This window comes from Pseudomonas sp. (assembly GCF_030698175.1).
Classification (GTDB): domain Bacteria; phylum Pseudomonadota; class Gammaproteobacteria; order Pseudomonadales; family Pseudomonadaceae; genus Aquipseudomonas.
Window position 1 is genome coordinate 14,894 of sequence record NZ_JAUYNT010000012.1, and the last position, 25,142, is coordinate 40,035.

Annotated in this window: 21 protein-coding genes; 5 read left to right on the top strand and 16 right to left on the bottom strand. The window is 61.6% G+C overall.

Annotated features, from left to right (window positions below; all coding sequences use genetic code 11):
• Window positions 1-10: 10 nt before the first annotated feature.
• Window positions 11-691 (bottom strand): YceH family protein, encoded by a 681-nt coding sequence (locus Q8R10_RS05725; RefSeq protein ID WP_305651855.1) that lies wholly within the window; start codon window positions 689-691, stop codon window positions 11-13.
• A 211-nt stretch (window positions 692-902) separates the two neighbouring features.
• On the opposite strand from Q8R10_RS05725, the gene Q8R10_RS05730 reads away from it, so the two are divergent.
• Complete coding sequence (locus tag Q8R10_RS05730; protein ID WP_305651857.1) at window positions 903-2,840, top strand: ATP-dependent DNA helicase RecQ; 1,938 nt, start codon at window positions 903-905, stop codon at window positions 2,838-2,840.
• A 1,054-nt stretch (window positions 2,841-3,894) separates the two neighbouring features.
• Here Q8R10_RS05730 and Q8R10_RS05735 read toward each other — a convergent pair.
• The 6 genes from Q8R10_RS05735 to yrfG form a co-directional block, all read right to left on the bottom strand.
• Complete coding sequence (locus Q8R10_RS05735) at window positions 3,895-4,368, bottom strand: glycine zipper domain-containing protein (RefSeq protein WP_305651859.1); 474 nt, start codon at window positions 4,366-4,368, stop codon at window positions 3,895-3,897.
• A 159-nt stretch (window positions 4,369-4,527) separates the two neighbouring features.
• On the bottom strand, window positions 4,528-5,382 hold the full coding sequence (locus Q8R10_RS05740) for an ABC transporter substrate-binding protein (protein WP_305651861.1): 855 nt from the start codon (window positions 5,380-5,382) through the stop codon (window positions 4,528-4,530).
• Window positions 5,383-5,463: 81 nt separating this feature from the next.
• A complete protein-coding gene (locus Q8R10_RS05745; protein WP_305651862.1) occupies window positions 5,464-7,773 on the bottom strand; it encodes an FdhF/YdeP family oxidoreductase in 2,310 nt (769 codons plus the stop codon).
• On the bottom strand, window positions 7,770-8,606 hold the full coding sequence (fdhD, locus tag Q8R10_RS05750) for a formate dehydrogenase accessory sulfurtransferase FdhD (protein ID WP_305651864.1): 837 nt from the start codon (window positions 8,604-8,606) through the stop codon (window positions 7,770-7,772). The genes Q8R10_RS05745 and fdhD overlap by 4 nt, the downstream gene beginning before the upstream one ends.
• A 91-nt stretch (window positions 8,607-8,697) precedes the next feature.
• Window positions 8,698-9,606, bottom strand: coding sequence for a LysR family transcriptional regulator (locus Q8R10_RS05755; RefSeq protein ID WP_305651866.1), 909 nt, complete (start codon window positions 9,604-9,606; stop codon window positions 8,698-8,700).
• A gap of 73 nt (window positions 9,607-9,679) precedes the next feature.
• Window positions 9,680-10,336 (bottom strand): GMP/IMP nucleotidase, encoded by a 657-nt coding sequence (gene yrfG, locus Q8R10_RS05760; protein ID WP_305651868.1) that lies wholly within the window; start codon window positions 10,334-10,336, stop codon window positions 9,680-9,682.
• A 242-nt stretch (window positions 10,337-10,578) separates the two neighbouring features.
• Here yrfG and nudE point away from each other — a divergent pair, with 242 nt between their 5' ends.
• Window positions 10,579-11,145 carry an ADP compounds hydrolase NudE gene (nudE, locus tag Q8R10_RS05765; RefSeq protein ID WP_305651869.1) on the top strand — a complete coding sequence of 189 codons (567 nt, stop codon included), beginning with the start codon at window positions 10,579-10,581 and terminating at the stop codon, window positions 11,143-11,145.
• On the top strand, window positions 11,142-11,963 hold the full coding sequence (cysQ, locus tag Q8R10_RS05770; protein ID WP_305651870.1) for a 3'(2'),5'-bisphosphate nucleotidase CysQ: 822 nt from the start codon (window positions 11,142-11,144) through the stop codon (window positions 11,961-11,963). The genes nudE and cysQ overlap by 4 nt, the downstream gene beginning before the upstream one ends.
• A gap of 114 nt (window positions 11,964-12,077) precedes the next feature.
• Here the strand turns inward: cysQ and Q8R10_RS05775 are convergent, their stop codons facing one another.
• The 6 genes from Q8R10_RS05775 to Q8R10_RS05800 form a co-directional block, all read right to left on the bottom strand.
• A complete protein-coding gene (locus Q8R10_RS05775) occupies window positions 12,078-12,863 on the bottom strand; it encodes a sulfite exporter TauE/SafE family protein (protein ID WP_305651872.1) in 786 nt (261 codons plus the stop codon).
• Between the two features lie 191 nt (window positions 12,864-13,054).
• Window positions 13,055-13,840 (bottom strand): DUF4410 domain-containing protein, encoded by a 786-nt coding sequence (locus tag Q8R10_RS05780; RefSeq protein WP_305651873.1) that lies wholly within the window; start codon window positions 13,838-13,840, stop codon window positions 13,055-13,057.
• A gap of 247 nt (window positions 13,841-14,087) precedes the next feature.
• Window positions 14,088-16,010 carry a beta-ketoacyl synthase gene (locus tag Q8R10_RS05785; protein WP_305651916.1) on the bottom strand — a complete coding sequence of 641 codons (1,923 nt, stop codon included), beginning with the start codon at window positions 16,008-16,010 and terminating at the stop codon, window positions 14,088-14,090.
• Window positions 16,011-16,386: 376 nt separating this feature from the next.
• Complete coding sequence (locus tag Q8R10_RS05790; RefSeq protein ID WP_305651874.1) at window positions 16,387-17,736, bottom strand: ATP-binding protein; 1,350 nt, start codon at window positions 17,734-17,736, stop codon at window positions 16,387-16,389.
• Complete coding sequence (locus Q8R10_RS05795; protein ID WP_305651876.1) at window positions 17,733-18,410, bottom strand: response regulator transcription factor; 678 nt, start codon at window positions 18,408-18,410, stop codon at window positions 17,733-17,735. The genes Q8R10_RS05790 and Q8R10_RS05795 overlap by 4 nt, the downstream gene beginning before the upstream one ends.
• A 77-nt stretch (window positions 18,411-18,487) precedes the next feature.
• Window positions 18,488-19,090, bottom strand: a complete 603-nt coding sequence (locus tag Q8R10_RS05800; protein WP_305651878.1) for an outer membrane protein — start codon at window positions 19,088-19,090, stop codon at window positions 18,488-18,490.
• A gap of 200 nt (window positions 19,091-19,290) precedes the next feature.
• Between Q8R10_RS05800 and Q8R10_RS05805 the strand changes: the two genes are divergently transcribed.
• Together Q8R10_RS05805 and Q8R10_RS05810 are read left to right on the top strand one after the other, a co-directional pair.
• Entirely contained in the window at window positions 19,291-19,509 is a 219-nt protein-coding gene (locus Q8R10_RS05805) for a hypothetical protein (protein ID WP_305651880.1), read from the top strand.
• A gap of 297 nt (window positions 19,510-19,806) precedes the next feature.
• On the top strand, window positions 19,807-21,630 hold the full coding sequence (locus tag Q8R10_RS05810) for an FAD/NAD(P)-binding protein (RefSeq protein ID WP_305651882.1): 1,824 nt from the start codon (window positions 19,807-19,809) through the stop codon (window positions 21,628-21,630).
• 41 nt (window positions 21,631-21,671) lie between these two features.
• On the opposite strand, the gene arcC is transcribed toward Q8R10_RS05810, so the two are convergent.
• From arcC to arcA, 3 genes are all read right to left on the bottom strand, one after another.
• Window positions 21,672-22,598, bottom strand: coding sequence for a carbamate kinase (gene arcC, locus Q8R10_RS05815; RefSeq protein ID WP_305651884.1), 927 nt, complete (start codon window positions 22,596-22,598; stop codon window positions 21,672-21,674).
• A 162-nt stretch (window positions 22,599-22,760) separates the two neighbouring features.
• On the bottom strand, window positions 22,761-23,771 hold the full coding sequence (locus tag Q8R10_RS05820) for an ornithine carbamoyltransferase (protein ID WP_305651886.1): 1,011 nt from the start codon (window positions 23,769-23,771) through the stop codon (window positions 22,761-22,763).
• A 94-nt stretch (window positions 23,772-23,865) separates the two neighbouring features.
• On the bottom strand, window positions 23,866-25,122 hold the full coding sequence (gene arcA / locus Q8R10_RS05825; protein WP_305651888.1) for an arginine deiminase: 1,257 nt from the start codon (window positions 25,120-25,122) through the stop codon (window positions 23,866-23,868).
• Window positions 25,123-25,142 lie beyond the last annotated feature (20 nt).

Below are 25,142 nucleotides of genomic sequence, written 5' to 3' on the forward strand. Positions count from 1 at the left end.
GGTTAAGCCTTTACCGCTCGGTATCGGTGTCTGTCGATTCGAGTTGTGCCAGGCGTTCTTCCAGGGCGGCGATGCGGGCTTCCAGGGCTTCGAAGCGTTCCGCGCTGCTGCTGCCGTGGCTGTCGCTGCGCTCGACCGGGCGGGCGCTGAGGGCGGCTTGCAGGTCGGCCGGGTTGCCGAGCAGATGCATATAGCGCTCTTCGCGCTGACCGGTTTGGCGCGGCAACTGGCAGGCGATGCCACGGGCGATCAGGCGTTCAAGTTGATGCTGCAGATCGGCCAGGTCGTCGAAGTCGTGCATGCGCTGGCTGCGGGTCAGCAGCTCGTTCAGCGTCTGCGGGCCACGCAACAGCAGCAAGCCGCTGAGAATGACCTGCGCGGGCACCAGCTCCAGGGTTTTCTCGCAGCGTTGCTCCCAGCGATCGGCGCGGCTGCCCATCACCAAACGCGCCAGGCCACGGCCTTCGAGGCTGCGCAGGCTCTGGCCGACTTGGCCGGGGGTGAGACTCAGCAGCGGTTCGCGGCTGGTTTTTTGGTTGCAGGCCAGCACCACGGCGTTCAGGGTCAGCGGGTAGCTTTCCGGGGTGGTGGCTTGTTTTTCGATCAGGCAACCGAGCACCCGCGCTTCGCTGCTGGTGAGCGGTTCATCGCCGAGTGGGCCAGTGGCTTGGTTATCGGGCTGGTCGGTCATGGCGGCATTCCCCTGCGCTGAAAAGGTCACTAGCCTAGCTTGACTAGGACGGCGCGCCCAGCCTGAAGTCGCTATGGCTCGGCTAAAACTGCCGGTGCTGGTCGGTATCTGCCGGACTCCTTCTGCGCTACGGGCTATGATCGCGCCCGCGCAGACTTCCCCCGCCGCGCTACCCTTATGGCCCCAGTCGCGGTCAATGGAGTGACAGCTTATGTACGCAACCCTCGACAGAGTTTTTGGCTACCAACAGTTTCGCCCCGGCCAAGAGGCGGCGATCAGCGCGGTGCTGGCCGGTCGTTCGGCGGCGGCGATCTTTCCCACGGGTTCGGGCAAGTCACTGTGCTATCAATTAGCCGCGCTGCATTTGCCGCACCTGACCCTGGTGGTCTCACCGCTGCTGGCCTTGATGCAGGACCAGTTGGCGTTTCTCGCCAAGCGTGGCATCAGCGCGGCCAGCATCGACTCGGCCCAGAGCCGCGAGCAAACCAGTGCGGTGATGGCGCGGGCCAAGGCCGGCGAGCTGAAGGTGCTGATGATTTCGGTGGAGCGGTTGAAGAACGAGCGTTTCCGCCACTTTATCCAGCAGGTGCCGATCTCCCTGCTGGTGGTCGACGAGGCCCACTGCATCTCCGAATGGGGGCATAACTTTCGCCCGGACTACCTCAAGTTGCCCGACTACCAACGTCAGTTCGGCATCCCCCAGGCGCTGCTGCTGACCGCCACCGCAACGCCAGCGGTGATCGCCGACATGCAGGCCAAGTTCGCCATCGCTGCCGCTGATGTGATCACCACAGGTTTCTATCGGCCCAATCTGAATCTGCTGGTGGAGCCGGTCAGTGGCCGCGACAAGCAGCGCCGGTTGGTGGAGTGGTTAGCGCTACGCGCCGGCCAGCCGAGCATCGTCTACGTGACCCTGCAGAAAACCGCCGAGCAGGTGGCCGAGCATTTAAGCCAACGGGGTATTCCCGCCAACGCCTATCACGCCGGCATGCCCCACGAGCGCCGCGAGGCGATTCAGCAGCAGTTTATGGCCGGTCAGCTCAATTGCATCGTCGCCACCATCGCCTTTGGCATGGGCATCGACAAGAGTGACATCCGCAATGTGGTGCATTTTGATCTGCCCAAATCCATCGAGAACTACAGCCAGGAAATTGGCCGCGCCGGTCGCGATGGTCAGCCGTCCGACTGCCTGGTGTTGGCCAATCGCGACAGCCTCAATGTGCTGGAGAATTTCGTCTACGGCGACACGCCAGAGCTGGACGGCATCCGTTGCGTGCTCGATGAGTTGCAGGCGGCCGGCGCTGGACAGCAATGGGAGCTGCTGCTCAATGCCCTGTCGGAGCAGAGCAATATCCGCCAGCTACCGCTGAAGACCCTGCTGGTACAGCTGGAGCTGAAGGGCATTATCGCCCCGCGTTACGCCTATTTTGCCGAGTACAAATTTAAATACCTGCTCGAACCCGAGGCGCTGCTGGCGCATTTCAGCGGTGAACGCCGGCAGTTCGTCGAGGCGCTGGTGCACAGCTCCAGTCGCGCCCGCACCTGGTGCACGGTGGATTTCGACGCCCTCTATCAAGCCCATCAGGCCGAGCGCAGTCGAGTGGTCAAGGCGCTGGATTACTTCCAGGAAAAAGGCTGGATCGAGCTGGAAAGCAAGCAGATGACCGAGGTCTACGCCCTGCTGCAAGCGGACTTCGACCCGGCGGCGCTGAGCCGTGAGTTGCATGGCTATTTTCAGGGCAAAGAAACCAGTGAAATCGCCCGGATTCACGCCATGCTGGCGCTGTTCGCCAGCGAGCAATGCCTGAGCCAGCGCCTGGCGGCTTACTTTGGCGATACCCAGGCGCCGCTGCGTTGCGGGCATTGTTCGGTGTGCAGTGGTCGAGTCGCACAGCTGCCAGAGCCACCAGTGTTGCCGGCCTTGGCCGGGCTAAATCTTGCGCAACTGTGTGGTGAGTTCGATCAGCGCCATCAAACGCTTAAGGGCCAGCCGGCCAGCGCCGAATGCCTGACACGCTTTCTCTGCGGTATCAGCGTGCCGCTGTTTACCAAGCTCAAAGCGCGCGGTATTCACGGCTTTGCCGTGTTGGAGAACTACCCCTACGCCGCCGTGCGGCAGTGGGCGCAGCAGTCACTGGCGGGGCAATGACTTTATCGGCTGCCTCCCTGTAGGAGCGGATTTATCCGCGATTGGTCGGTGCAGGCAGCGCAGGTATCAAGGCTGATTCCCTCTCGGGAAGGGTTCCTCGCAACGCATAACGGGTGCAGAGCCATAAAAAAATCTATGTCCCAGTTACGTGTTGCAACGCGCAAGTCCTGCAGTCTCTGGTTTTTGACCCAGATGAATATGGGAAAAAGAATGGTTGTGGCCCTGCAGGATTGTCAGCGTGCTCACGCTTGCTTCGCGGATAAATCCGCTCCTACACAAGCCCGGCACCGGCAACAATTTCATCGGCTGGCCAACCCTGTAGCAGTGGATTTATCCGCGATTGGTCGGTGCAGGCAGCGCAGGTATCAAGGCTGATTCCCTCTCGGGAAGGGTTCCTCGCAACGCATAACGGGTGCAGAGCCATAAAAAAACCGCCCGTAGGCGGTTGTTTGTGCGTGTCTGCGTGGTGCAGTTCAGCACTGGTATCAAGGTGTAACTCCGGTTTGCCCGGTTGTACGTCTGCGGGTGGCCATTGCAGGCCGTTGTTATCTGTAATGTTGGTCAGCGGGTTGCCGGTTACGTTGTCACGCAGTTGCAGTATGAGTTGCTTAAATCCAGCGCTTTCTCACCTTACTCATGCCTAGTGCAGCCAAGTAAGCATTGATCGGCTCTGCTGGCCTTTAACACTGCATAACTGAATGGCAGACGTACGGCTATTGGTCTGACCTTGTACGCAGCCGACTTGTAGCTGGTTGACTCGATCACTGGCGCGACCGACGACGTGGCTTGCCTGTTCCGGCTTCACCGGGGGTTCAGGTGCCTGCGCCGCTTGTCCTGCTTTGGATGATCTGCGTCGAGAGCGGCAAGCTGCTGTTGAATCTGGCTATCTGCATATGCGTCCTCTTCTGTCGTGTTCATGGTTCGATACTAAAACGAATCTCAGGAGACGGGTTATACGGATTGGCGATAGCCGCAGCGGGTTTAGACGCAACCTCTGGGGACAAAGAAAAAGCCCGGCGCAGTGGCCGGGCTTGGTCGTTGAGCCACTTGGTGATCAGTCGTTATGGTGCTTCTTGTGGTGCTTCTTGTTCCAGCCCCGGTGATAGCCATTGTCGTGGCCATCATCGTAGTCGCGATAATGCGAGCCGCCGGAGTGCCGATCATCATCGTCGCCACCGCCATAGATGTTGCCGAGGACGCCGCCCGCCGCGCCGCCAACACCGGCGCCGAGCAGGCCGCCGTTGCTGCCGCCAACCTTGTTGCCGATGACTTGGCCACCGGCCGCGCCGAGGCCGCCGCCAATGGCCGCCTCGGTGCGGTTGTTTTTGTTCGCGCCGACTGCGCTACCGGCCGCGCCACCGACTCCGGCGCCGATGGTGGCACCGGTGCTGCCACCAATCTGTTCACCGACTACCGTACCGAGCACGCCACCGAGGGCGCCGCCGACTGCGGTTTCGGTATTGCTACCGGCCAATGCCAGGCCTGCGGAAAGGGTAAGAGGGAGAAGAAACACTGCTGCGAACTTCATGATATTGCGCTCGTGGGTGGATATGTCAGGCATGCTGAGCGGCTGTTTGTCAATTAGCAAATCCATTCGTCGGGACTGGGTGCAAGGTCACGGCCTGCGCGGCTACTGGCTAACGGCGGGGGCTGAGCGGGAACTCGGAGCGGCGATTGTTGTCCAGTTTTAGTGGCTCAACCACAGGCTTGTGTCGGTCGGGGCCAGGCCCGCCGGGTTGGGATAATTGAGCGGTATCAGGGTGCGTTTTTGCAGTTGCGCCTGCTCGGCGATTGCGCCGTAGTGGCGCAAGAATAACGCGCGCAAACTGCCATCGGCTTGGATCTGCGCCAGGCCGTCTTCGAAGCGTTGTTTGAGCTGCGGATTGCCCCGACTAAAGGTGAAGTACACCGGCAACTCATAGACCAGCGCCAGATGCGGCTCCACGATTAAATCGGGAAACTCCTCGGCATGGGCATCCAGCTCGCGCCACGCCTCATTCAAGCCACGGTGGTAATAGTCGAAACGGTGCTTGTTAAGCATCGCCAACAGATTAGCCGGGTTGGCCATTCCCACCACCGGCAACTGGTTGCGGGCAAACAGGACGAAATCGCTCCATTGGCTACCAAAGCCGCCGGTCAGTTGGCGCAGGTCGGCAAGATTCTTGACCTGCGCAAAACGCATCGCGTCGGCCTTATGAATCAGCAGTACCCGGTAGCCGAGCATGCCGGCGTGCAGGTCGTAGGGCAGCATGGCAAAGTCGCGCAAGCGCTGATCGGTGGGCGGCACGAAGGCCAGGTCAACCAAGCCGTCGCGCAGCATCATCAGGCAGCGCTCCTGGGCGGGGTCGGCTTGGCTGCTGGGGGCGATGCTCAACTCACCATAACGCTCGGCGGTGCGGGCCAGAATCAGCTTGGTCAGCTCGAGGCGGTAGGCATATTTGTCCGGCGCATGCTGGCAAAGCTGCAGCTCGGCGGCGTGAATCGGCAGCCCGGCAACTAGTCCGGTAAACAGCGCCACCTGCAATAATCGAAGACCGCGCATGCCATTGAACTCTACCCGTAGAGCCGCGAAGTATAGCGGTGTGCTTGCTGCGCCGTCATTGCGTGGCGTCAGTGCGCCGGGCTAAACAATCCGCGCGCTGGTCTGGCTGGCACGCAGGCGGATGGCGACAAATTTTGCGGTCGGCGTATGGCTGCCGACGCCAACGCTGTCGAGCGGCACCAGTGGATTGGTCTCCGGGTAATAGGCGGCCGCTTGGCCTTGGGGTGTATCGAAGGCCAGCAGGGTGAAATTATTCACTCGGCGCTCATGGCCATCGTCCCACAGCGAGAAAATATCGACCTTTTGCCCCGCTACAAAGCCCAGGCGACGAATGTCCTCGGCACTCACCAAAATCACGTCGCGCTGGCCCTTAACCCCACGGTAGCGGTCATCGAGGCCGTAGATGGTGGTGTTGTACTGGTCGTGGGAGCGCAGGGTTTGCAGGATCAGATCGGGTTGCGCGCCGCTCTGCTGTACCTTGGCGTGCAGCAGGCTGACGGGCAGTGGGTTGCCGATCAGGTTGGCGCGGCCATTGGCGGTTTGCCAGCGGCGCTCAGCGGCGGCGTTGCCCAGATAGAAACCACCGGGGTGCTTTAAGCGCTGATTGAAGTCGCTGAAACCTGGGATGGTGTCGGCGATCAGCTCACGAATACGCTCGTAGTCGGCAATCAACGCGCTCCAGTCGACCGGATGCTTGCCGAGGCAGGCTTGGGCAATGCCGGCGACTATCGCTGGTTCCGAACGCATCTGTGGCGACAGTGGTTCGAGCTGACCATGGGAGGCGTGCACCATGCTGAAGGAGTCTTCCACCGTCACCGCTTGCGGCCCGCCGGCTTGCCGGTCGATATCGGTACGGCCCAGGCAGGGCAAAATCAATGTGTCCCGGCCGCAGGTCAGGTGGCTGCGATTGAGCTTGGTGCTGATCTGTACGGTCAGCGCGCACTGCTGCAACGCCTGATGGGTGCGCGGGCTGTCTGGGGTGGCCTGGGCGAAGTTGCCGCCCAAGCCGATAAACACCTTGGAGCGGCCTGCGAGCATGGCGTTGATCGCGTCTACCGTGTTGTGGCCAGGCGCACGAGGCACCTGAAACTTAAAACGCTGCTCGAGCGCATCGAGAAACGCCGCCGCTGGCCGCTCGTTAATGCCCATGGTGCGATCACCCTGCACATTGCTGTGGCCACGCACCGGGCACAGACCGGCGCCGGGACGGCCGAGGTTGCCGCGCAGCAACAACAGGTTGGCGATTTCCTGAATGGTCACCACCGAGTGATGATGCTGGGTGATGCCCATGGCCCAGCACATGATCACCCGCTCGGCGTTGCGATAGAGCCGCGCCGCCTGCTCGATCTCGGCTTGGCGCAGGCCCGATTGCGCCTCGATATGCGCCCAGTCACTGGCATCCACCGCGGCCAGATAAGCGTCGATGCCGCTGCAATGCGCGGCGATAAATGCGTGATCAAACACGCTGCCCGGCGCCTCGCGCTCCCACTGCAACAAGCACTTGGCCATGCCGCGCAGCACCGCCATGTCGCCGCCCAGCGCCGGGCGAAAGAACGCGGTATTCAACGGTTCTGAGCCGTTGCTGAGCATCTCCAGGGCATGTTGCGGGTGCTGAAAGCGCTCCAATCCGCGTTCTTTTAATGGGTTAAAACACACCACCTGAGCGCCGCGTTGCACCGCCTCACGCAACGGTTCGAGCATCCGTGGATGGTTGGTTCCGGGGTTTTGGCCGAGTACGAAAATAGCGTCGCTGTGCTCGAAATCGGCGAAGGTCACCGTGCCTTTGCCGACCCCGACGCTCTGGCTCAGGGCCACGCCGCTGGCCTCGTGGCACATGTTCGAGCAATCGGGAAAGTTGTTGGTGCCGAATGCGCGGACGAACAATTGATAGAGGTAGGCCGCCTCGTTGCTGGCCCGGCCGGAGGTGTAAAACTCGGCCTGATTGGGGCTGTCGAGCGCCTGCAAATGTTCGGCGATCAGGGCAAAAGCGGCGTCCCAACTGATCGGCAAATAGTGGTCGCTGGTCGCGTCATAGCGCATGGGTTCGGTCAGCCGGCCCTGGTATTCCAGCCAGTAATCACTTTGCCCACGCAGTTGGCTGACGCTGTAACGGGCGAAGAAGGCGGCGTCCACCGCCCGCTTGGTGGCTTCCCAATTGACTGCCTTGGCGCCGTTCTCGCAGAACTTGATGCGTCCGTCTTCCGGTGAGTCGCCCCAGGCGCAACCGGGGCAGTCGAAGCCGCCGTGCTGGTTGGTCTTCAGTAGGGCGCGCAGGTTCTTGAACGGCTGCTTACTGTCCAGCCAGGCGTGGGCCACGCTGCGCAGCGCGCCCCAGCCAGCCGCCGCGCCGCGATAGGGTTTATAGCGTGGGTTTAGCGGTTGCAGGCTCATGGCTGGGACTCTTCTGCGCAGATGGCGGATGGCGCCGGGCTGTAGACCCGTGGCGCGCTGTGCTGGGGTAGGTGGATCAAGTTCAACTGGTGCTGGCGCGCCCAGTCGACCGTTAGCGCGGTGGGCGCCGACAGGCTGACCAGAGTACTGATGCCGCCGCGCACCGCCTTGTGGATCAGCTCCAGGCTGCAGCGGCTGGTGACCACCACAAAGCCATTGCGGCGTTCGAGCCGCTGGCGCTGCAGGGCGCCGAGCAATTTATCCAGGGCGTTGTGCCGGCCAATGTCTTCGCGGCACAGGACGATGTCGCCATGGTTGTCGACGAATACCGCCGCATGCAGGGCGCCACTGTCACGGGCCAGGGACTGCGCGGCGCTGATGCGGGCGCGCAGGTTCTGCAGTTGGGCGGCTGGCGGTAACGCTGTCTTTGGCAAGACCGGCAGCTGCGGCAAGGCTTGGGCCAGCGACTCGACGCCACACAGGCCGCAGCCACTGTTACCGGCCAGTTGCCGGCGTTGCTGTTTAAGCGCCCAGAAGGCGCGGGCGCTGATATTCAGCTCAACTTGGCGGGCGCTGCCGGCGCCGCTCAGGCGAATGTCATAGATGTCGTCGATGGAGTTGAGCAGGCCGCTGCCGAGGCTGAAACCGACGGCGAAGTCTTGCAGATCGCTGGGCGAGACCATCATCACCGCCTGGCTGATGCCGTTGTAGCTGATTGCCAGTGCGCATTCCTGGGCCAACACCGCCGCAGCCTGTGGGCCGTTGGGTTGAGCGTAGGCATAGACGCTGGGGGTTGGGGCAAGGGGCGCGGAGACAGCAAGCTGGCACGACATGACAGACACCTGCGGCGAATTGACTCAGTCAGCCTAAGCCTTTCCCCGGCGAGCGTCTAATCGCTAGCGCCGATGCCGTGATCGAGCAGCTCTATCGGTCGGCGCTGAGGCGCAACTCATCCGCCAGCGCCCGTCGCGCCTCCTCGAAACACGCCTCAGCCAGCGCCGAGCGCGGGGCGCTGCGGCGCAGGATCAAGCCCAATGGGGCGAGGGTGTGGGCCTCGGCAATCGGCAGCAGACGCAAATGCGGATTGCCGACCTCCAGGCCGCCGTTGAGTGGCATCACCGCGCAACAGAGGCCGGCGCTCACCGCTTGCAGCAAGTTGTGTACCGAGTCGCTTTCCAGCAGCGGCTGGGCGATCAGGCCACGGCTGCGAAAAGCGTGATCGATTGATTGGCGAAAATGCATGCCGCTGGACAGCAGCCCCAGTGGCAGCGACCCCAGTTGCTCCCAGTTGAGACTGGTCTGGGTGAAGCTGAAATGCCGCTGGTCATACAGCAGACCCATGCGCGTGTCGGCCAGCTCCAAGCTGTCGAACTGCTCACGGGCCAGGCGGTCGAGATAAGACAGGCCAAGGTCGAGTTGATTGCGCGTCAGGCCTTCGAGAATCTGTTCGCTGCTCAGGGCAAACAGCTGAAAACGCAGGTTCGGGTGCTGGCGGCGAAACAGACTGAGCAAGCGCATCGGCTCGAAGCCGCCGAGCGGCACTAGCCCTAAGCGCAAGGTGCCGACCAGCTGCCCGCGACAGGCCGAGGCCTCGGCGTACAGGCCATCATGGGCCGCCATCAGGCTGCGCGCCCAGGCCAGAATCCGCTCACCCTCGGCGGTAAACCCCTCGAAACGCTGACCGCGGCGCACCAGCGGCAAACCCAGCTCCTCTTCCAAATTGCGCAGGCGCATCGACAGGGTTGGTTGGGTGATATGACAGCGCGTGGCGGCCTGGCCGAAGTGGCGGGTCTCGTCCAGGGCGATGAGAAATTTAAGCTGTTTGATATCCATGGCCGCAGCTTCCCGTTTCAGCGCTCAGGCTGCAAGCCTTGGGTCGTTGGGTGTCGTTATCGAACTGGGTGTCTCATGGCAACAACTCGCGGTAATCCTCCACTGCGGCAAATTCTTCGCTGTCCTTGGGCGGCTTCTGGCTGTCTGGTTGGCGCACCGCCAATAACTGGGCGATGCCGAACTGGCGGGCGCTGCGCAGGATCGGCAGGCTGTCGTCGATAAACAAACTGCGCGCCGGGTCGAAGCCAAAGTCGGCCTGCAGGGCGTGCCAGAACTGCTGGTCTTCCTTGGGGAAGCCATAGTCATGGGAGCTGATCAACCGGTCGAAGTAGGGCGCTAGTTCGATCCGCTCAAGTTTCAGCGACAGCGAGTCGCGATGGGCGTTGGTGATCAGCACCACCCGCTTGCCGGCGGCGCGCAGGGCGGCCAGAAAGGTATCGGCGTCCGGGCGCAGGGCGATCAGATGCGCCACTTCGCGCTTGAGTTCGCGCACCGAGAGCTTCAGCTCGCGGCTCCAGAAGTCGGTGCAGTACCACTGCAGCTGACCGGCATGGGCATGAAACAGCGGCAGCAATTCGTCCTCGGCTTGCTGGCGGCTGATGCCATGCAGCTCGGCGTAGCGTTGCGGCAGGTGTTCGAGCCAGAAGTGGTTGTCGAAATGCAGGTCGAGCAGGGTGCCGTCCATGTCGAGCAGCACGGTGTCGATGTCGGGCCAGGGCAGTTGGATCATGGTCAACTCTTGGACTGAGGTCGTTAAAGGGGGAGTGGCCATCGCGCTGCTGCAATCTGCGCCGGGGATAATCGGCGTAGCCGCGTTATGATAACTGCAGGTTCCATCCAGGAGTTTACCGATGCGCCAGAAACCCAGAGTTCTCGCCCGCGAACCCGCTCGGTAATAGTTGCCAGCCGCGGTTTATTCAAGGTTGAGGAGCAGCAACTGCGTTTTGCCCGCTTTGTCACAGGAGTTTACCGATGCGCCAGAAACCTACTGTTCTTGCCCGTGAAATAGTCGCCAGCAGCCGCTTGTTCAAGGTTGAGGAGCTGCAACTGCGCTTTGCCAATGGAGTGGAGCGCACCTACGAGCGGCTGGCCAGCAAGGGCACGGGTTACGGTGCGGTGATGATTGTGGCAATGGCCGATGCGCAGCATGCCCTGCTGGTGGAGGAGTACTGCGCCGGTACCGACGACTATCAGATTTCCCTGCCCAAAGGCCTGATCGAACCGGGCGAGGATGTGCTGGTGGCGGCCAACCGTGAGCTGATGGAGGAGGCCGGTTTCGGCGCCCGTCAGCTCGAACTGCTGACCGAGTTGAGCCTGTCGCCGGGCTATATGAGCCAAAAAATCCAAGTGGTGCTGGCCCGCGATCTGTACCCGGAAAGTTTGCCCGGCGATGAGCCGGAGCCGATGCGGGTCGAGCGGGTCAATCTGGGCGAATTGTCGAGCCTGGTGCAGCACCCACAATTTAGCGAGGGCCGCGCCTTGGCCGCCCTGTATCTGGTGCGCGATTTGCTCACCCAGCGTGGAGAATTCAGTCTATGAGTCATCAATACCTAGCCGCCGTAATCGAACTAGTCCGCCAAACCGGTATTGCCACCCTGCCGTTTTGGCGTAACGACACGCTGGTTACGGAAAAGGCCGATGCCTCGCCGGTGACCGCCGCCGATCTGGCCGCCCACCATCTGTTGTTGGCCGGCCTCAAGGCCTTGGCGCCGGAGATCCCGGTGCTGTCGGAGGAAGCGGCGGATATTGCGCTGAGTGAGCGCAGCCAGTGGACTCGTTGGTGGCTGGTGGACCCGCTGGATGGCACCAAGGAATTTATCGCAGGCAGCGAGGAGTTCACCGTCAATGTCGCCCTGATCGAGCAAGGTCAGGTGGTGTTCGGCGTGGTAGGCATCCCCACCAGCGGTCGCTGCTATTACGGCGGCGCGGGCCTGGGGGCGTTTCGTGCCGATCCGCAGGCCGAGGCCGAGCAGATATTTGTGCGTATAGCACCGCCCGAGGCCTTTACCCTGGTGGCCAGCAAGCGCCACTCCAGCCCCGCCCAGGAGCGTTTGCTGGAAGGTTTGAGCGAGCGCTTTGGCGACCTGCAATTGGCCAATGTCGGCAGCTCGCTGAAGTTTTGCCTACTGGCCGAAGGCAATGCCGATTGCTACCCGCGCTTAGCGCCAACCTCGCAGTGGGACACCGCCGCGGCTCAGGGCGTACTGGAAGGCGCCGGTGGCGAAGTGTTGGATTTAAAGGGCGCGCCGCTGACCTACGAGGCGCGGGAGTCGTTTTTAAATCCGTCTTTTCTAGCCTTGCCGCAAGCCGCCGAATGGCGCGCCGAATTGATTCAGTTGGCCCGCGCGCTGGATTAAGTGCGGACATGCAGCGCGCGATAGTTGGATGCGCGCCGCGATATTTCCCCAGGTGTCGGGATAAATATGCGGGCGCTGCTTGAATTATCGGATGGGTTGTTATTGTCGCTTGGATTAAAAGGCTAACTTGTAGCCAATAAACACCAGCATGGTCGCTAGGCACGGACGCAGTATCTGGTCTGGAATTCGCCCGGATAAATGACTGCCCATATAAATACCCGGCAAGGAACCCATTAATAAGTAACCCAGCAAATGCCAGTCCATATTGCCCATGCTGGCATGGCCCAAACCTGCAACCAGAGTCAGGGGCACGGCGTGCGCAATTTCAGTGCCGACCAGGCGTTTAGTCGCCAGAAAAGGATAGAGAATAAACAGCACCACGGTGCCCAAGGCGCCGGCGCCAATGGAGGTGAGCGTGACCATGGTGCCGAGCAATATGCCGGTGAGCACCGTCAATAGGTTTAAGTTGGTGCCGCTTAAGTGGTAATGATCGCCGGCATGTTTATGGGCAAATGCTAGCAACTGTTGTTTAAATAAAATCGCCAGCGCAGTCAGTAATAAGACAAAGCCCAATGCCTGCTTGATGATGGCATTCATAGCCTGGGTGTCGGTGTTTAAATTGTGCAATATCCACAAGGTTAGGGCCGCGGCCGGCACACTGCCGAGGGTTAACCAGCCGGTAATTGTCCAATCAATATTCTTGTTTTTTTGATGAACAAAAATACCGCCGGATTTGGTAATGGCCGCATAGAGTAAATCGGTGCCGACTGCCGTGGCGGGGTTAATGCCGAACCATAATAGAATCGGCGTCATTAATGAGCCGCCACCAACGCCGGTCATGCCGACAATAAAGCCAACCACTAAACCTGCAATAACAAAACCAAGTACACCGACTTCCATTATTTCTTTCCGGCCCGCCAAGGCATGGCTTGAATGAGTTAGCGGCCGGCATCATAGCAATTTTATTTATAAGCTTTTATACGAAAACGTTTGCTGCTTATAACTACTTTTTCTTTTTCGGGAGTTGGCAGTGGCGGTTGGATAGGCGCAATGGCGCCTGTTGGCGTCATTGCGCAGGCTAACCCATCCGGTCAAGGCGCAGCCGTTCCCTCTGACGTCCCTTGCCTCAAACGTTGACGGTACTTGAGCACCTCCTCGGCAATCTTCTCAGCCGTCTTGCGGATGTCTTTCTCGCTCGCATTCCTCCCCATGACTAATTTGGCGGCGGCCACATAGGGGTTCTTGGTCACGATAGCGCCGGGCATTTTGTTGGGGGTTTTTTGCGTACCCACTAAGAGGAAGGGGTACAGGGGTTGTGGCCCGGTTAGGTCGCTAACACTGGCCTGTACCTCCATGCTGCTTGTGCCACTGCCAAAGCCGATGGCCGCACGTTTAACCCCGCTACCCTCGTCCACCTCGACGAATACACCCTGGATCAGCCAGCCAGAACCGGGCAGTTTGCCAATATCAGGGATTCGCTGCGCCGCCAAGCCTTGCTGCGCAAGGCTTTCGATAAGCGCAATAGACATCTGCTCGACTGTCTCCTGGGCCGGCTTTTGCTTATCAGCGGCAGAGGATGATCGAGGTAAGCGTTGCGCCAGCCTAGCGAGCGGCCCAGCCGGTGCCGCCTCTGCCGTCTCTGCCACAACATTTAGGGAAAAATCAGCAATGTAAACGACCTGCGCGGCCACAATCGGTGTCGCCGAGCCGCGAGTTTCACTTTGCAGCTCGATGCCGCCGAGAATTTTCGGTGCGCCAGCCACGGAACCTGCGCTGACAACCAGGCACGCACCCAAGAAAAGTGTCGGCAGCCGATAGCGGACAGCCCGCAGGAAACCAACCTGAAAGTAGCCACAGCAGGGTGAGATGTTGTTCATGGAACCCCTTGGGTCTTGTGTGAGGAGGTTGCTCCGCCAAGGATCACGCGGCGATAAACTGGCGCGAGCCTGTTTTACTTTACTCGAATACCCAGAGGGGGCGCATCAGCGAACCATCTCTGGCGAGAACGCTAGCCGACGAGAAGAGCAGACCCCAGGTGGTTTCCAGGGCCGTAGAGCACGCGTATTTGACGGGCGTTGACCGCCAGCGCCGAGACTGTTGCAGGCAAGCGGCAGGTTGCCGAGATTAATCCAACATATCGGCAAAGCGCGCATCGCGTTTAAACACCAGCGGCTGGGCAAAGCCGGGCACGCTGATCTGCTCGCGGCCCATCTCGATGCCTTGGTCGTCGATCTGGTCCTGGCCGAAGTTGTAGATGATCTCCAGCTGGCCTTTGAGCGCTTGCTGGTCGTAGGCTTGGGCGGCGGCGCGGGTTTGCTCGCGCAGGGCGAGATAGGCGGCGAAGCGCTCGGGGCCGTAGCGTTTGCGCAGCATGCGCTCGACCACTTGCGGGGCCAGCAGCACGCCGCTGGCGTTGTTGCCGCCAAAGCCCTTGGAGTTGATAAAGCAGACTTCCAGTGGCTGTTCGGCGCGCGAGACATCCACCTTGGCGATGCGCAGATGCTGCTGGTGCACGTCGTCGGCGATGGCGTCGATGGTTTTGATGCCGGGGATCAGCTGGTACTTGAAGCTGCCTAGGGCGGAGATCATTTGGTCCGCACTGGCGCTGGCCAGGGAGTGGCCGACGTAGGCTTTAACGGCGGTTACCGGCCAGTCGGCAATACCAAAGTTGGCGGCGACGCGGTCGAGCAATTCTGATTCGGTCACCCGGTTGGCCGGGGTGCTGGAGCCGTGGGCGTGGACGAAACTGCGCAGGCGCACGCCGTCTTCGCCGATCAGTTGTATGGCGCTGGCCACGGCCTTGGCCATGCACAGGTAATTGCCGGGGCCGGGGGCGGAGATGGATTTTTTAAAGCCGTCGGCATTGATAAATACATCAGGCACCGCGCCGTGAATATCGGCGCCCAACTGCATGGCTAGCTCGTCGTCCATCAGCACCACAAACTGGCTGGACTCGGCCAGGGTGAAGCCGCAGTTCTGCCCGAACGGACGGCTGGCGCGGCGCCAGTCTACCTCGCCCTGGGCCAGCGCATCTTTGCCCTCGATCTGGCGCAGGCCGGCTTCAGTGGCCAGGGCGCCCATGGCGCCGTAACCGTCGATGCATTCCTGGTTGATCGGCGCTTCGCTGCTGCCGACTATGGCCACCCGGGCGCGGCCGCTAGTGATCATGTCGCAGCCTTTTTGCAGGTTGTACAGAAAGCTCGCACAGGCGCCGGTGATGCTGCCGGTGCTGCCGACGCTGCCCAGCACATAGGCGTTGATAAAGTCCGCCGGCATGCTGTTCAGGCCCAGGGCCAGCTGCTTGGCAGTCACCCGGCCACCTTTGAGGCGGGCCTGCATCAGGCCGCCGAAGCCGTTTTCATCCAGCTGACTCATGATGCTGCTGGCGTACACGGCGATCTCGTCTGGCGCCACCTGATCGACGATTTTCTGCCACGGCAGGCCGATCGAGCGCAGCGCATCGGTGGCGGCGACCACGGTCATTTGCAGGCCGCGCGGGTGGAAGTGCGAGCGATACAGTTCACTGGGCTCGAAGCCGGTCGGCAGCTGCCCGGCGGATTTCACCGGCAGCTCGCGGTAGCTGTCGACCTTAAAGTCGCAGCCGTCATACAGGGTGACTTGCACCTCGGTGTCGTTCAGCTCCTCCACTGTCCAGTCGGCCGGCAGGGGCTCGGGCAGTTGCTTGCGCAGGGTGATAAAACCCATCGGTTTGCCGGCATCGGCGAGCATGCTGAGGTTCTTCTGCCAGGGCGCGGCATCCACATCCAGATGGTTTTTCTCGATGCGGCGCACCAGGGTGCCGGTCAGAATCTGTGGGCCAAAACGCTGTTCTATGTCTGCCAAGCTCAGGCTCGTGCCGTCGAGGCTGTGGTACTGGCCGTCGACCACCTTGACCAGCTTCATCAGCACGGCCAGCCCGGCGAGGGTTTCCTGGCGGCTGTGACTGTCCATCGACTCGATGACGGTGCGCCGAAAACCGTGGTGCGCAGAACTACGACCGGCGGCGTTATAGCCACCAAAACCAACAATCACCGGTAAACGAGACATCACGCAAAAGCTCCTGAAATGACTGGGCAGGGGCTGGCGGCATGAGGCTTGAACGTGCCTGGACGTGCATCGGTACCCTTGGCGGGCGGCTGCGCGAAACGGCGTAGCAAGCGTCACGAGCCATTAAACACCCAGTGCCGGCGGTTCAATTTGATTCGGATTGACTAGCTGACGCGGGGGCTGACTGTCGAGTCACGCCAGCGGTCAGCCCCGTGCCTTTGACCGATGCTCTGGGGTTGCGGCGCGCCTTAGTTTTGGCTCTGTCTTGTCGGATGGGTTGAGCTTGGCGATAGCCATCAATCATCCGCGGTGATGGGTATCGCTGCGCTCAACCGCATCCTACGTTTTGCACTTAACAGGTAACTGGGTAAGAGCGTCAGCTTTTGCCGCTGGCCCGCGGCAGGCGCAGGCTGAAGCGGGCGCCGCCGAGGGCCGAATCGCCGATCTGCAGCTCGCCCTGATAGCCCTCGAGAATGTCCTGCGCCACGGCCAGGCCTATGCCTTGGCCGGGATGGCGGCTGTCGCTGCGGATGCCCCGTTGCAGTACCAGGGCGCGGCGCGGCTTGGGGATGCCGGGGCCATCGTCATCGATGTTGATCTGCAGCCAGTCGCCTTCGACCTCGGCACTCACCTGCACGCGGTGCAGGCACAGGCGGTAGGCGTTTTCCAGTAGGTTGCCGAACAGCTCCAGCAGCGCCGCGTCCTCGGCCTGCACGCAGAAGTCGGGGTTAAACAGCAGCTGGGCCTGCACGCGCTTGTCGGCGTAGACCTTGTCCAGGGTGGCGAGCAGCGCTTGCAGCAGCGGCTGCAGTGGCACGGAATGGCCGAGCAAGGCGCCGTGACGTTGGCTGGCGCGCTGCAATTGGTAGTCGATTTGCTGACTCATGCGGCCGATCTGGGCCTGCATCGTGGCCACCTGTTCGCTTTGCTCGGGGTGGCGGCGCAGCCCGTCGGTGACGCCTTGCAGCACCGTCAGCGGGGTTTTCAGGCTATGGGCCAGATCGCCGAGGGTGTCGCGGTAGCGCTCGCGCTGCAGGCGTTCGTGGCTGAGCAGGCGATTGAGTGAGTGGGTCAGGCGCTGGATCTCGTTAGGCACGTCTTCGTCGAGCAGATCGCGCTGGCCGGCCTCGATCTCATCCAGTTGCTGGCGCAGCCGGCCGAGGGGCCGCAGCAACCAGTTCAGGCCCAGCCAGAGCAGGCTCAGCAGGGTCAGCAAGATACCGCCGAGCCACAGCCCGAGCTGGCGCATAAAGGCGCTTTGCAGGCGCTCGAAATCATCCACGGGCTGCATGGTGACCACGCTGAGGCCCAGGCCGTTGAGGGTGATCTCGCTGTCGTAGACGAAGTATTGCTGGCCGGCGCTGTCCTGGGCGCGGGCCAGCGAGTGCGGTTGGCCATCGAATTGCGGTTGATACAGCGGCCGCTCGTCACTGGCCGAGGCCGAGCGCCAGAGCTGGCGGTCCGCGGCGTCGTAGAGGTAGCCGAGCAGCCGCGATTGCGGCTGGTTGAAGGCGTCATCGGCCAGCCGTTGCGGCATCTGCAGCTGGCCGTTGTGCACTTGGGCGGCGGCGATCAGGGTATTGGCGTCGGCGGCCAGGCGTGCGGCGACGAAGTTCTCCACCGCGCGGTCGAACGCCTCACGCATCGCCGGCAGCATCAGCAGCAGACTGCACAGCACCAGCAGGCTGGCGCCGAGCAGCAGGCGCAGGCGCAGCGAACGAATCATCGGCACGCCTCGGTAAACAGATAACCCTGGCCGCGCACCGTCTCTATTGGGCGCAGGGCACAGGCGGCGTCGAGCTTGCGGCGCAGTCGGCCGATCAGCACTTCGATGACATTGCTGTCGTGCTCGGCGTCGTCGTTGTACAGCTGTTCCATCAGCCGCTCCTTGGCGATCACCTGCTGCTGATGGTGCATCAGGTATTCCAGCAGCCGGTATTCGTAGGCGGTCAGCGCCAGCGGTTGCTCGTTGGTGAAGGCCTGCTTGCGGTTCAGGTCCAGGCGCAGTGGGCCGCTGCTGATGGCGGCCTGGACGAAACCGGCGGCGCGCCGCAGCAGCACGTTGAGGCGCGCCTCCAGTTCCTCGAACTGAAACGGTTTGACCACGTAATCGTCGGCGCCGGCCCCTAGGCCTTCGACCTTGTCTTGCCAACTGCCACGAGCGGTGAGAATCAGGATCGGCAGTGTTTGGCCCCGGCTGCGCAAGGTGCGAATCAGGTCCAGGCCGCTCATGCCGGGCAGGCCGAGATCAATGATGGCCAGCTCGTGGTGGAACTCCTGGGCGCTGTACAAGGCCTCTTCGGCGTCGGCGACCGCATCGACGACATAGCCGCTTTCCGCCAGCCGCACGCAGAGGTGATGGCGCAGCAGCTGCTCGTCTTCCACCAGCAGGATTTTCATGTGCGTATCCCCAATAAACGGCGCCGGCCTGTTAAGCCCGGTCACCGTTGTGGTTGTGCCGCCAGAGCGGCAGCGGTTTAGAAGTTGTAGTTAACACCCAGATAGGCTTGCGAGCTGCTGTGCAGGTCGAGGGAGCCGAGCTTGGCGTCGCCATGGGGGCTGACTTCGACGCTGGCGTTGCTGCGCAGGTAGCGGTAGCCGGCTTCCAGGCCGACGTTCTTACCGACGTCCTGGAGGATACCGGCTTGCAGGCCGGCGGCGTAACCGATATTGCTGTCACGGCTGGTGCCCTTGAACTCCTGGCTGAGCTTGGTCAGGCCGAGGCTGGCGCCACCGAACAGGCGGGTGCTGTCGCCCAGCGGCAGGAAGCGGTCATAGCTGCCCAGCAGGTTTTCCTGGCGCATCTTGGCACTGTTACCGTAGCTGCTGTCGGAGACGTTTTCGTAGGTCATGTAGTAGCGGCTGCTGGCGTCGCTCTGGCCGGCGCGCAGGCCCCAGGTGCCGCTGTTGTGGATCACATTGTCGAGGTCGGAGCCGGGTAGGTTCTGCTGGAAGGCCGAGGAGTGGCGAATATTGTTGCTGGTTTCGCCCCAGGTCAGACCGGCGAAATTGTCGGCCTGGACAGCGGCGCTGGCGCCGAGAATGACGGTGGCAAAAGCGATTTTATGCACTGCGTTCATGGTGTTTCTCCTGTCTCTTGGAGCCCGGAATGGGACTGCAGCCAGGTTAACCAGGTGTTCCTGAACGACAGCTGAACCCTGGCTGAACCAAGGCTGAACCAAGGCTGAACCAGTGGCCGCTGCACGCTTCGAGCAAGGTCTGGCTGTGCCCAAGACGCCGTCCTGCTAAGGTCGTAATCTGTGTTTGGCTCGCGACGGAGATGCTTGATGAACGCACCGCCTGCGCCTGCGCCTTCGTCACCCCGCGCGCCGGCGCCGAGCTGACGGCCGAGCAGGTGATCGCCTGGTGTCAGCAGCATATGGCGCGCTTCAAGGTGCCCAGCCAGGTGGTGTTCGGCTCGCTGCTTAAAGCCTCCACCGGCAAGGTGCAAAAATACCTGTTGCGCGAACAGGCGCGGGCCTTGGCCGCAGTTTCGTAGGGGCTTTAGCCGCGACAGTAAGCGCTTACAAGCCGAGGCCGCAGGTAACGGCGACATAGCTTTTATTTAGGCTGTGTCCCAGTTATGTGTTGTAGGTGCGCGCAGCCCTTTGTAGGAGCCAGCTTGCTGGCGATCTGGATTGAGTCAGTGACTCAGCAGGCGGCCACTCTCGACGCCCGATGGCATGGCTAACGGCATAAGCATCGCGAGCAAGCTCGCTCCTACAGGTTTGCATTCTTACCGTTACCTACGGCCGCAACATGTAACTGGGACGTAGCCTTTATTTAAGGAACCAATATGAGCATCAGTCGGCGCGATTTTCTCAACGGTGCGGCCATCACCATCGCCGCCGGCATGACGCCTGGGCAGTTGTTGCAGGCGGCCCTGCAAGAGCCTTATTACCCGCCGGCCCTGAGCGGTTTGCGCGGCAGCCATGCCGGTGCTTTTGACGTGGCGCACCAGCTGGGTTGGGAGAAGAAGGTCTTTAATGTCGACGGTCTCAAGGTCGAGGAGGACTACGACCTGGTGGTGGTCGGGGCTGGCATCAGCGGCCTGGCGGTGGCCTGGTTCTATCGGGAAAAGCATCCGGCGGCGCGCATTCTGCTGCTGGATAATCACGATGATTTCGGTGGTCACGCCAAGCGCAATGAATTCAGTGCCGGCGGGCGGATGGTCCTGGGCTACGGCGGCAGCGAGTCGCTGGACGCGCCCAAGCGGCATTTCAGTGCCCAGGTGTACCGCTTGCTCGGCCAGCTAGGCGTCAAGTTGGAGCGCTTCGATAAAGCCTTTTTAGCCGACCTGTATGACGACTTAGGGCTGACCAGCGGGGTGTTCTTCGACCAGCAGACCTTCGGCAGTGATCGTCTGGTGGCCGAGCAACCGGACCCAGACGATGAGCAACCGGACTGGGCCGGTTTTATCGCCCGTTTCCCGCTGAGCGAGGCCGAGCGGGCGGCATTGCTGGCGCTCTATGAGGATGAGCAGGACTATCTGCCGGACATGACTGCGGACGCCAAACTGCAGTACCTCGACACCCTCAGCTACCGCGACTTTCTGCTTAAGCATGTGCGCTTATCGGCCCGCGCCACCGCCTACTTTCAGCAGCGCAGCAGTGATGAGTACGGCTATACCATCGAATTTATGGCGGCCAGCGATGCCTATCACGCCGGTTATCCGGGCTTTGCCGGGATGGACTTGCCGGAGGAAGACGAGGCCGCCGAGGAGCCTTATATCTACCACTTCCCGGATGGCAATGCCTCGGTGGCGCGGCTGCTGGTGCGTGGGTTGATACCTTTGGTGGCGGCGGGCAGCGGCATGGAGGATATAGTCCTGGCGCAGTTCGATTACGGCAAACTGGATGTGGCCGGCGCGCCGGTGCGGCTGCGTCTGAACAGCACGGCAGTTAGCGTGCAAAACCGCGATGGTGGCGTGGATGTCGGCTACAGCACGGCTGGTCAATTGCATCGAGTGCGCGGCAAACACTGCGTGCTGGCCTGCTACAACATGATGATCCCGTACCTGCTGCGCGACCTGCCGGCTGCCCAGGCCCAAGCCCTGAGTCAGAACGTCAAGTTGCCACTGGTGTACGCCAATGTGGTCATTCGCAACTGGCAGAGTTTGGTCAAACTGGGCGTGCAAGATATCTACTCACCGGCCATGCCCTTTGCCCAGGTCAAGCTGGATTACCCGGTGGACCTCGGTGGCTACCTGGCCCCGCGCGACCCAGCTAAGCCGATCTGCCTGCACATGGTCCAGGTGCCCCATGCCGATGGGGTCGGGCCGGATCTGCGCAGCCAGGCGCGGGCGGCGCGCGGCTTGATCTATGGGACCAGCTTTGGCCAATACGAAGCGGCGATCCGTGATCAGTTGCAGCGCATGCTCGGCGCCGGTGGTTTCGAGCAACAGCGCGACATTCTGGCCATCACCGTTAATCGCTGGCCCCATGGTTATTCCTACTACAGCAACCCGCTGTTTGACGGTGCGGATGGCGGTGAGGCGCTCATGCAGTTGGCGCGTCAACCGCTGGGCCAAGTAACCATCGCCAACTCCGACTCGGGCTGGGACCCTTACCTGCACGGCGCCGTCGACCAAGCCTGGCGGGCGGTGACTGAGTTGGGCTGAGGGGCTGGCTTGCAGCCTAGCGCTACAGGGCGCGCAGCCCTTTAACGATACTCGATGCCGGGTTGCGCCGTGCTGATGCGGGTGCCGGCGCTGCCCTGGACTATGGCTTCGATGTCGGCCAGTGAGCCGATCACCGCGACCTTGCCGGTGTGGCGGGCGAACTCGCAAGCGGCCTGGACTTTCGGGCCCATGGAGCCGGCGGCAAAATCGAGTTTGTCCAGCTCATCGGGGTGGGCGCAGTGCACGGATTGTTGCGTTGGCTGGCCCCAGTCGATAAACACCGCGTTGACGTCGGTGGCAATAATCAGCAGGTCGGCCTCCAGTTGTTCGGCCAGCAGCGCGGTGCACAGGTCTTTGTCGATCACCGCTTCGACGCCCTGCAATTTGCCGTCTTTATACATGGTCGGAATGCCGCCGCCGCCGGCGCAAATCACTACAGTGCCTTGGTCCAGCAACCACTTGATCGGGCGAAGTTCGAAAATCTGCTTCGGTCTTGGGCTGGCGACCACCCGGCGGAACTGGTCGCCATCGGCGGCGATGCTCCAGCCTTTTTCGCTGGCCAAACGCTCGGCCTCTTCTTTGCTGTACACCGGGCCAATCGGCTTGCTGGGGTGCTGGAACGCCGGGTCAGCCGGGTCGACTTCGACCTGGGTCAGCAGGGTGGCGAACGGCACTGCAAACGGCAGCAGGTTGCCCAGCTCCTGTTCGATCATGTAGCCGATCATGCCTTCGGTTTCGGCGCCGAGCACATCCAGCGGATAGGGATTAACCGAGGTGTAGGCGGCGGCTTGCAGGGCCAACAGGCCGACTTGCGGGCCATTGCCGTGGGCGATCACCATCTGGTTGCCTGGGGTGATTTTGGCGATCTGCTCGGTGGCGATGCGCACATTCAGGCGTTGGTTTTCAGCGGTCATGGGCTCGCCACGACGCAGTAGAGCGTTGCCACCAAGGGCGACGACGATACGCATATTCAGTGCTCCATAAAGGTTTATAGGTTGGGTTGCGCGAACTGGGCTTTAACCGCCGGCTAAGCCGGTACCGCGCGGGTGCTGGTGGGTTACGACGCGGCCAAGATTGTTGCTTGGCACCTAGCTTGGTACGCGTCTAACCCACCCTACGGTGCGGGGTGATTAAAGGTCGGCGAGGGTCGAAACCAGAATCGCCTTGATGGTGTGCATGCGGTTTTCCGCTTGCTCGAAGGCGATATTGGCCGGCGACTCAAACACCTCCTCGGTCACTTCGACACCGTTGGCCAGGTGCGGGTAGCGTTCGGCGATGTCCTTGCCGACCTTGGTGTCGCTGTTGTGAAAAGCCGGCAGGCAGTGCATGAATTTCACCCGTGGATTGCCGGCAGCCTTCATCATTTTTGCGTTGACTTGATAGGGCAGCAGCTGGGCAATGCGTTCGTCCCACGCGGCGGCCGGCTCGCCCATGGAGACCCAGATGTCGGTGTGGATAAAGTCGACGCCTTTAACCGCGTCCTCGGGGCTCTCGGTAAGGGTGATGCGCGCGCCACTTTCTTCGGCAAAAACTCGGCACTGGGCAATAAATTCATCGGTTGGCCACAGCGCTTTTGGCGCGCCGATGCGCACGTCCATGCCGAGCTTGGCGCCGATCATCAGCAGCGAGTTACCCATGTTGTAACGGGCATCGCCCAGGTAGGCGTAGCTGATGTCATGCAAGGGTTTATCGCTGTGCTCGCGCATGGTCAGCACGTCGGCAATCATCTGGGTCGGGTGAAACTCGGCGGTCAGGCCGTTGAATACCGGCACGCCAGCGTATTTGGCCAGCTCCTCGACTATCTCCTGGCCAAAGCCCCGGTACTCGATGGCATCGAACATGCGCCCGAGCACGCGGGCGGTGTCTTTCATGCTTTCTTTGTGGCCGATTTGCGAGGAGTTCGGGTCGATATAGGTAACGTTGGCGCCCTGGTCATGGGCCGCCACTTCGAAGGCGCAACGGGTGCGAGTCGAGGTCTTTTCGAAGTTCAGCGCGATGTTTTTGCCTTTCAGGTGTTGCTGCTCGGTGCCGGTGTACTTGGCCCGCTTGAGGTCACGGGACAGGTCCAGCAGAAACTTCAGCTCACGGGTGCTGTGGTGCATCAGGCTGAGCAGGTTACGGTTGTGCATATTGAAAGCCATGATGGATTTCCTCTTGAGAAATTAAAGTTTTAGCGCCGGCACTGCATAAGCTTCGGCGTGATCGGCGGTCCGGATAAGGACCGCCGTGAATTACTTAATAATCGATTGGGTCCCGGATGATGGGGCAGGTCATGCAATGGCCGCCGCCACGACCGCGGCCGAGTTCGCTGGCGCTGATGGTGATGACTTCCACTCCGGCTTTGCGCAGCAGGGTGTTGGTGTAGGTGTTGCGGTCATAGCCAACCACCACGCCGGGCTCCAGGCAGACCACGTTGTTACCGTCGTCCCACTGTTCGCGCTCGGCCTCAAAGCTGTCGCCGCCGGTTTGCACCACCCGCAGCTTCTTCAGGTTCAGCGATTCGGCCACCACGTCGAGGAAGGGCTTTGGCTCGCGGCGGATGTCCATGCCGCCCGGCCGGCTCTCATCCGGGCGAATGCTGAAGGCGACAATCTGGCTGACCACGGATGGGAAGATGGTCACCAGGTCGCGGTCGCAGAAGCTGAACACGGTGTCCAGGTGCATGGCGGCGCGGGACTTGGGCAGGCCGGCGACTATTACCCGTTGTACCGCGCCGGCTTTGAACAGCGATTGCGCCAGTTGGCCGATGGCCTGGTGCGAGGTGCGCTCGCCCATGCCGATCAGCACCACGCCGTTGCCGATGGGCATCACGTCGCCCCCTTCCAAAGTGGCGGCGCCGTGGTCGAGATCCGGGTCGCCGTACCAGACCTGGAAGTCGGCGTTAACGAAGTCCGGGTGGAACTTGTAAATCGCCGTCATCAGCAGGGTTTCTTGGCGGCGCGCCGGCCAGTACATCGGGCTGAGCACCACGCCGCCGTAGATCCAGCAACTATTGTCGCGGGTGAACTGGGTGTTCGGCAGCGGCGGCAGGATAAAGCTGGATTCGCCGAGAAACTCGCTGAACATCTTGGCCATGTCACTGCCACCACCGGCGCTGAGGTCGGCGCCAGACACACCGCCGATCAGGTACTCGGCCAACTTGCGCGGCTCCTGGCCTTGCAGCCAGCTGCGCAGCTCGTGATGCAGACCGACGCCGACCTGATTGACCGAAGTCTTGCGATCCAGAATCCACTTCAGGGCTTCGGGGATCTGCACCACGTCGGTGAGCAGGTTGTGCATCTCGACCACTTCAATATTGCGCTCGCGCATCTTGGTGACGAAGTCGAAGTGGTCGCGCTTGGCCTGACTGACCCAGATGACGTCGTCAAACAGCAGCTCGTCGCAATTGTTCGGGGTCAGGCGTAAGTGCGCCAAGCCTGGCGAGCAAACCATCACCTTGTGCAGTTTGCCGGCTTCGGAGTGGACGCCGAGTTTGATTTTTTCAGTGCTCATGCAAATTGCTCCTTATTTGC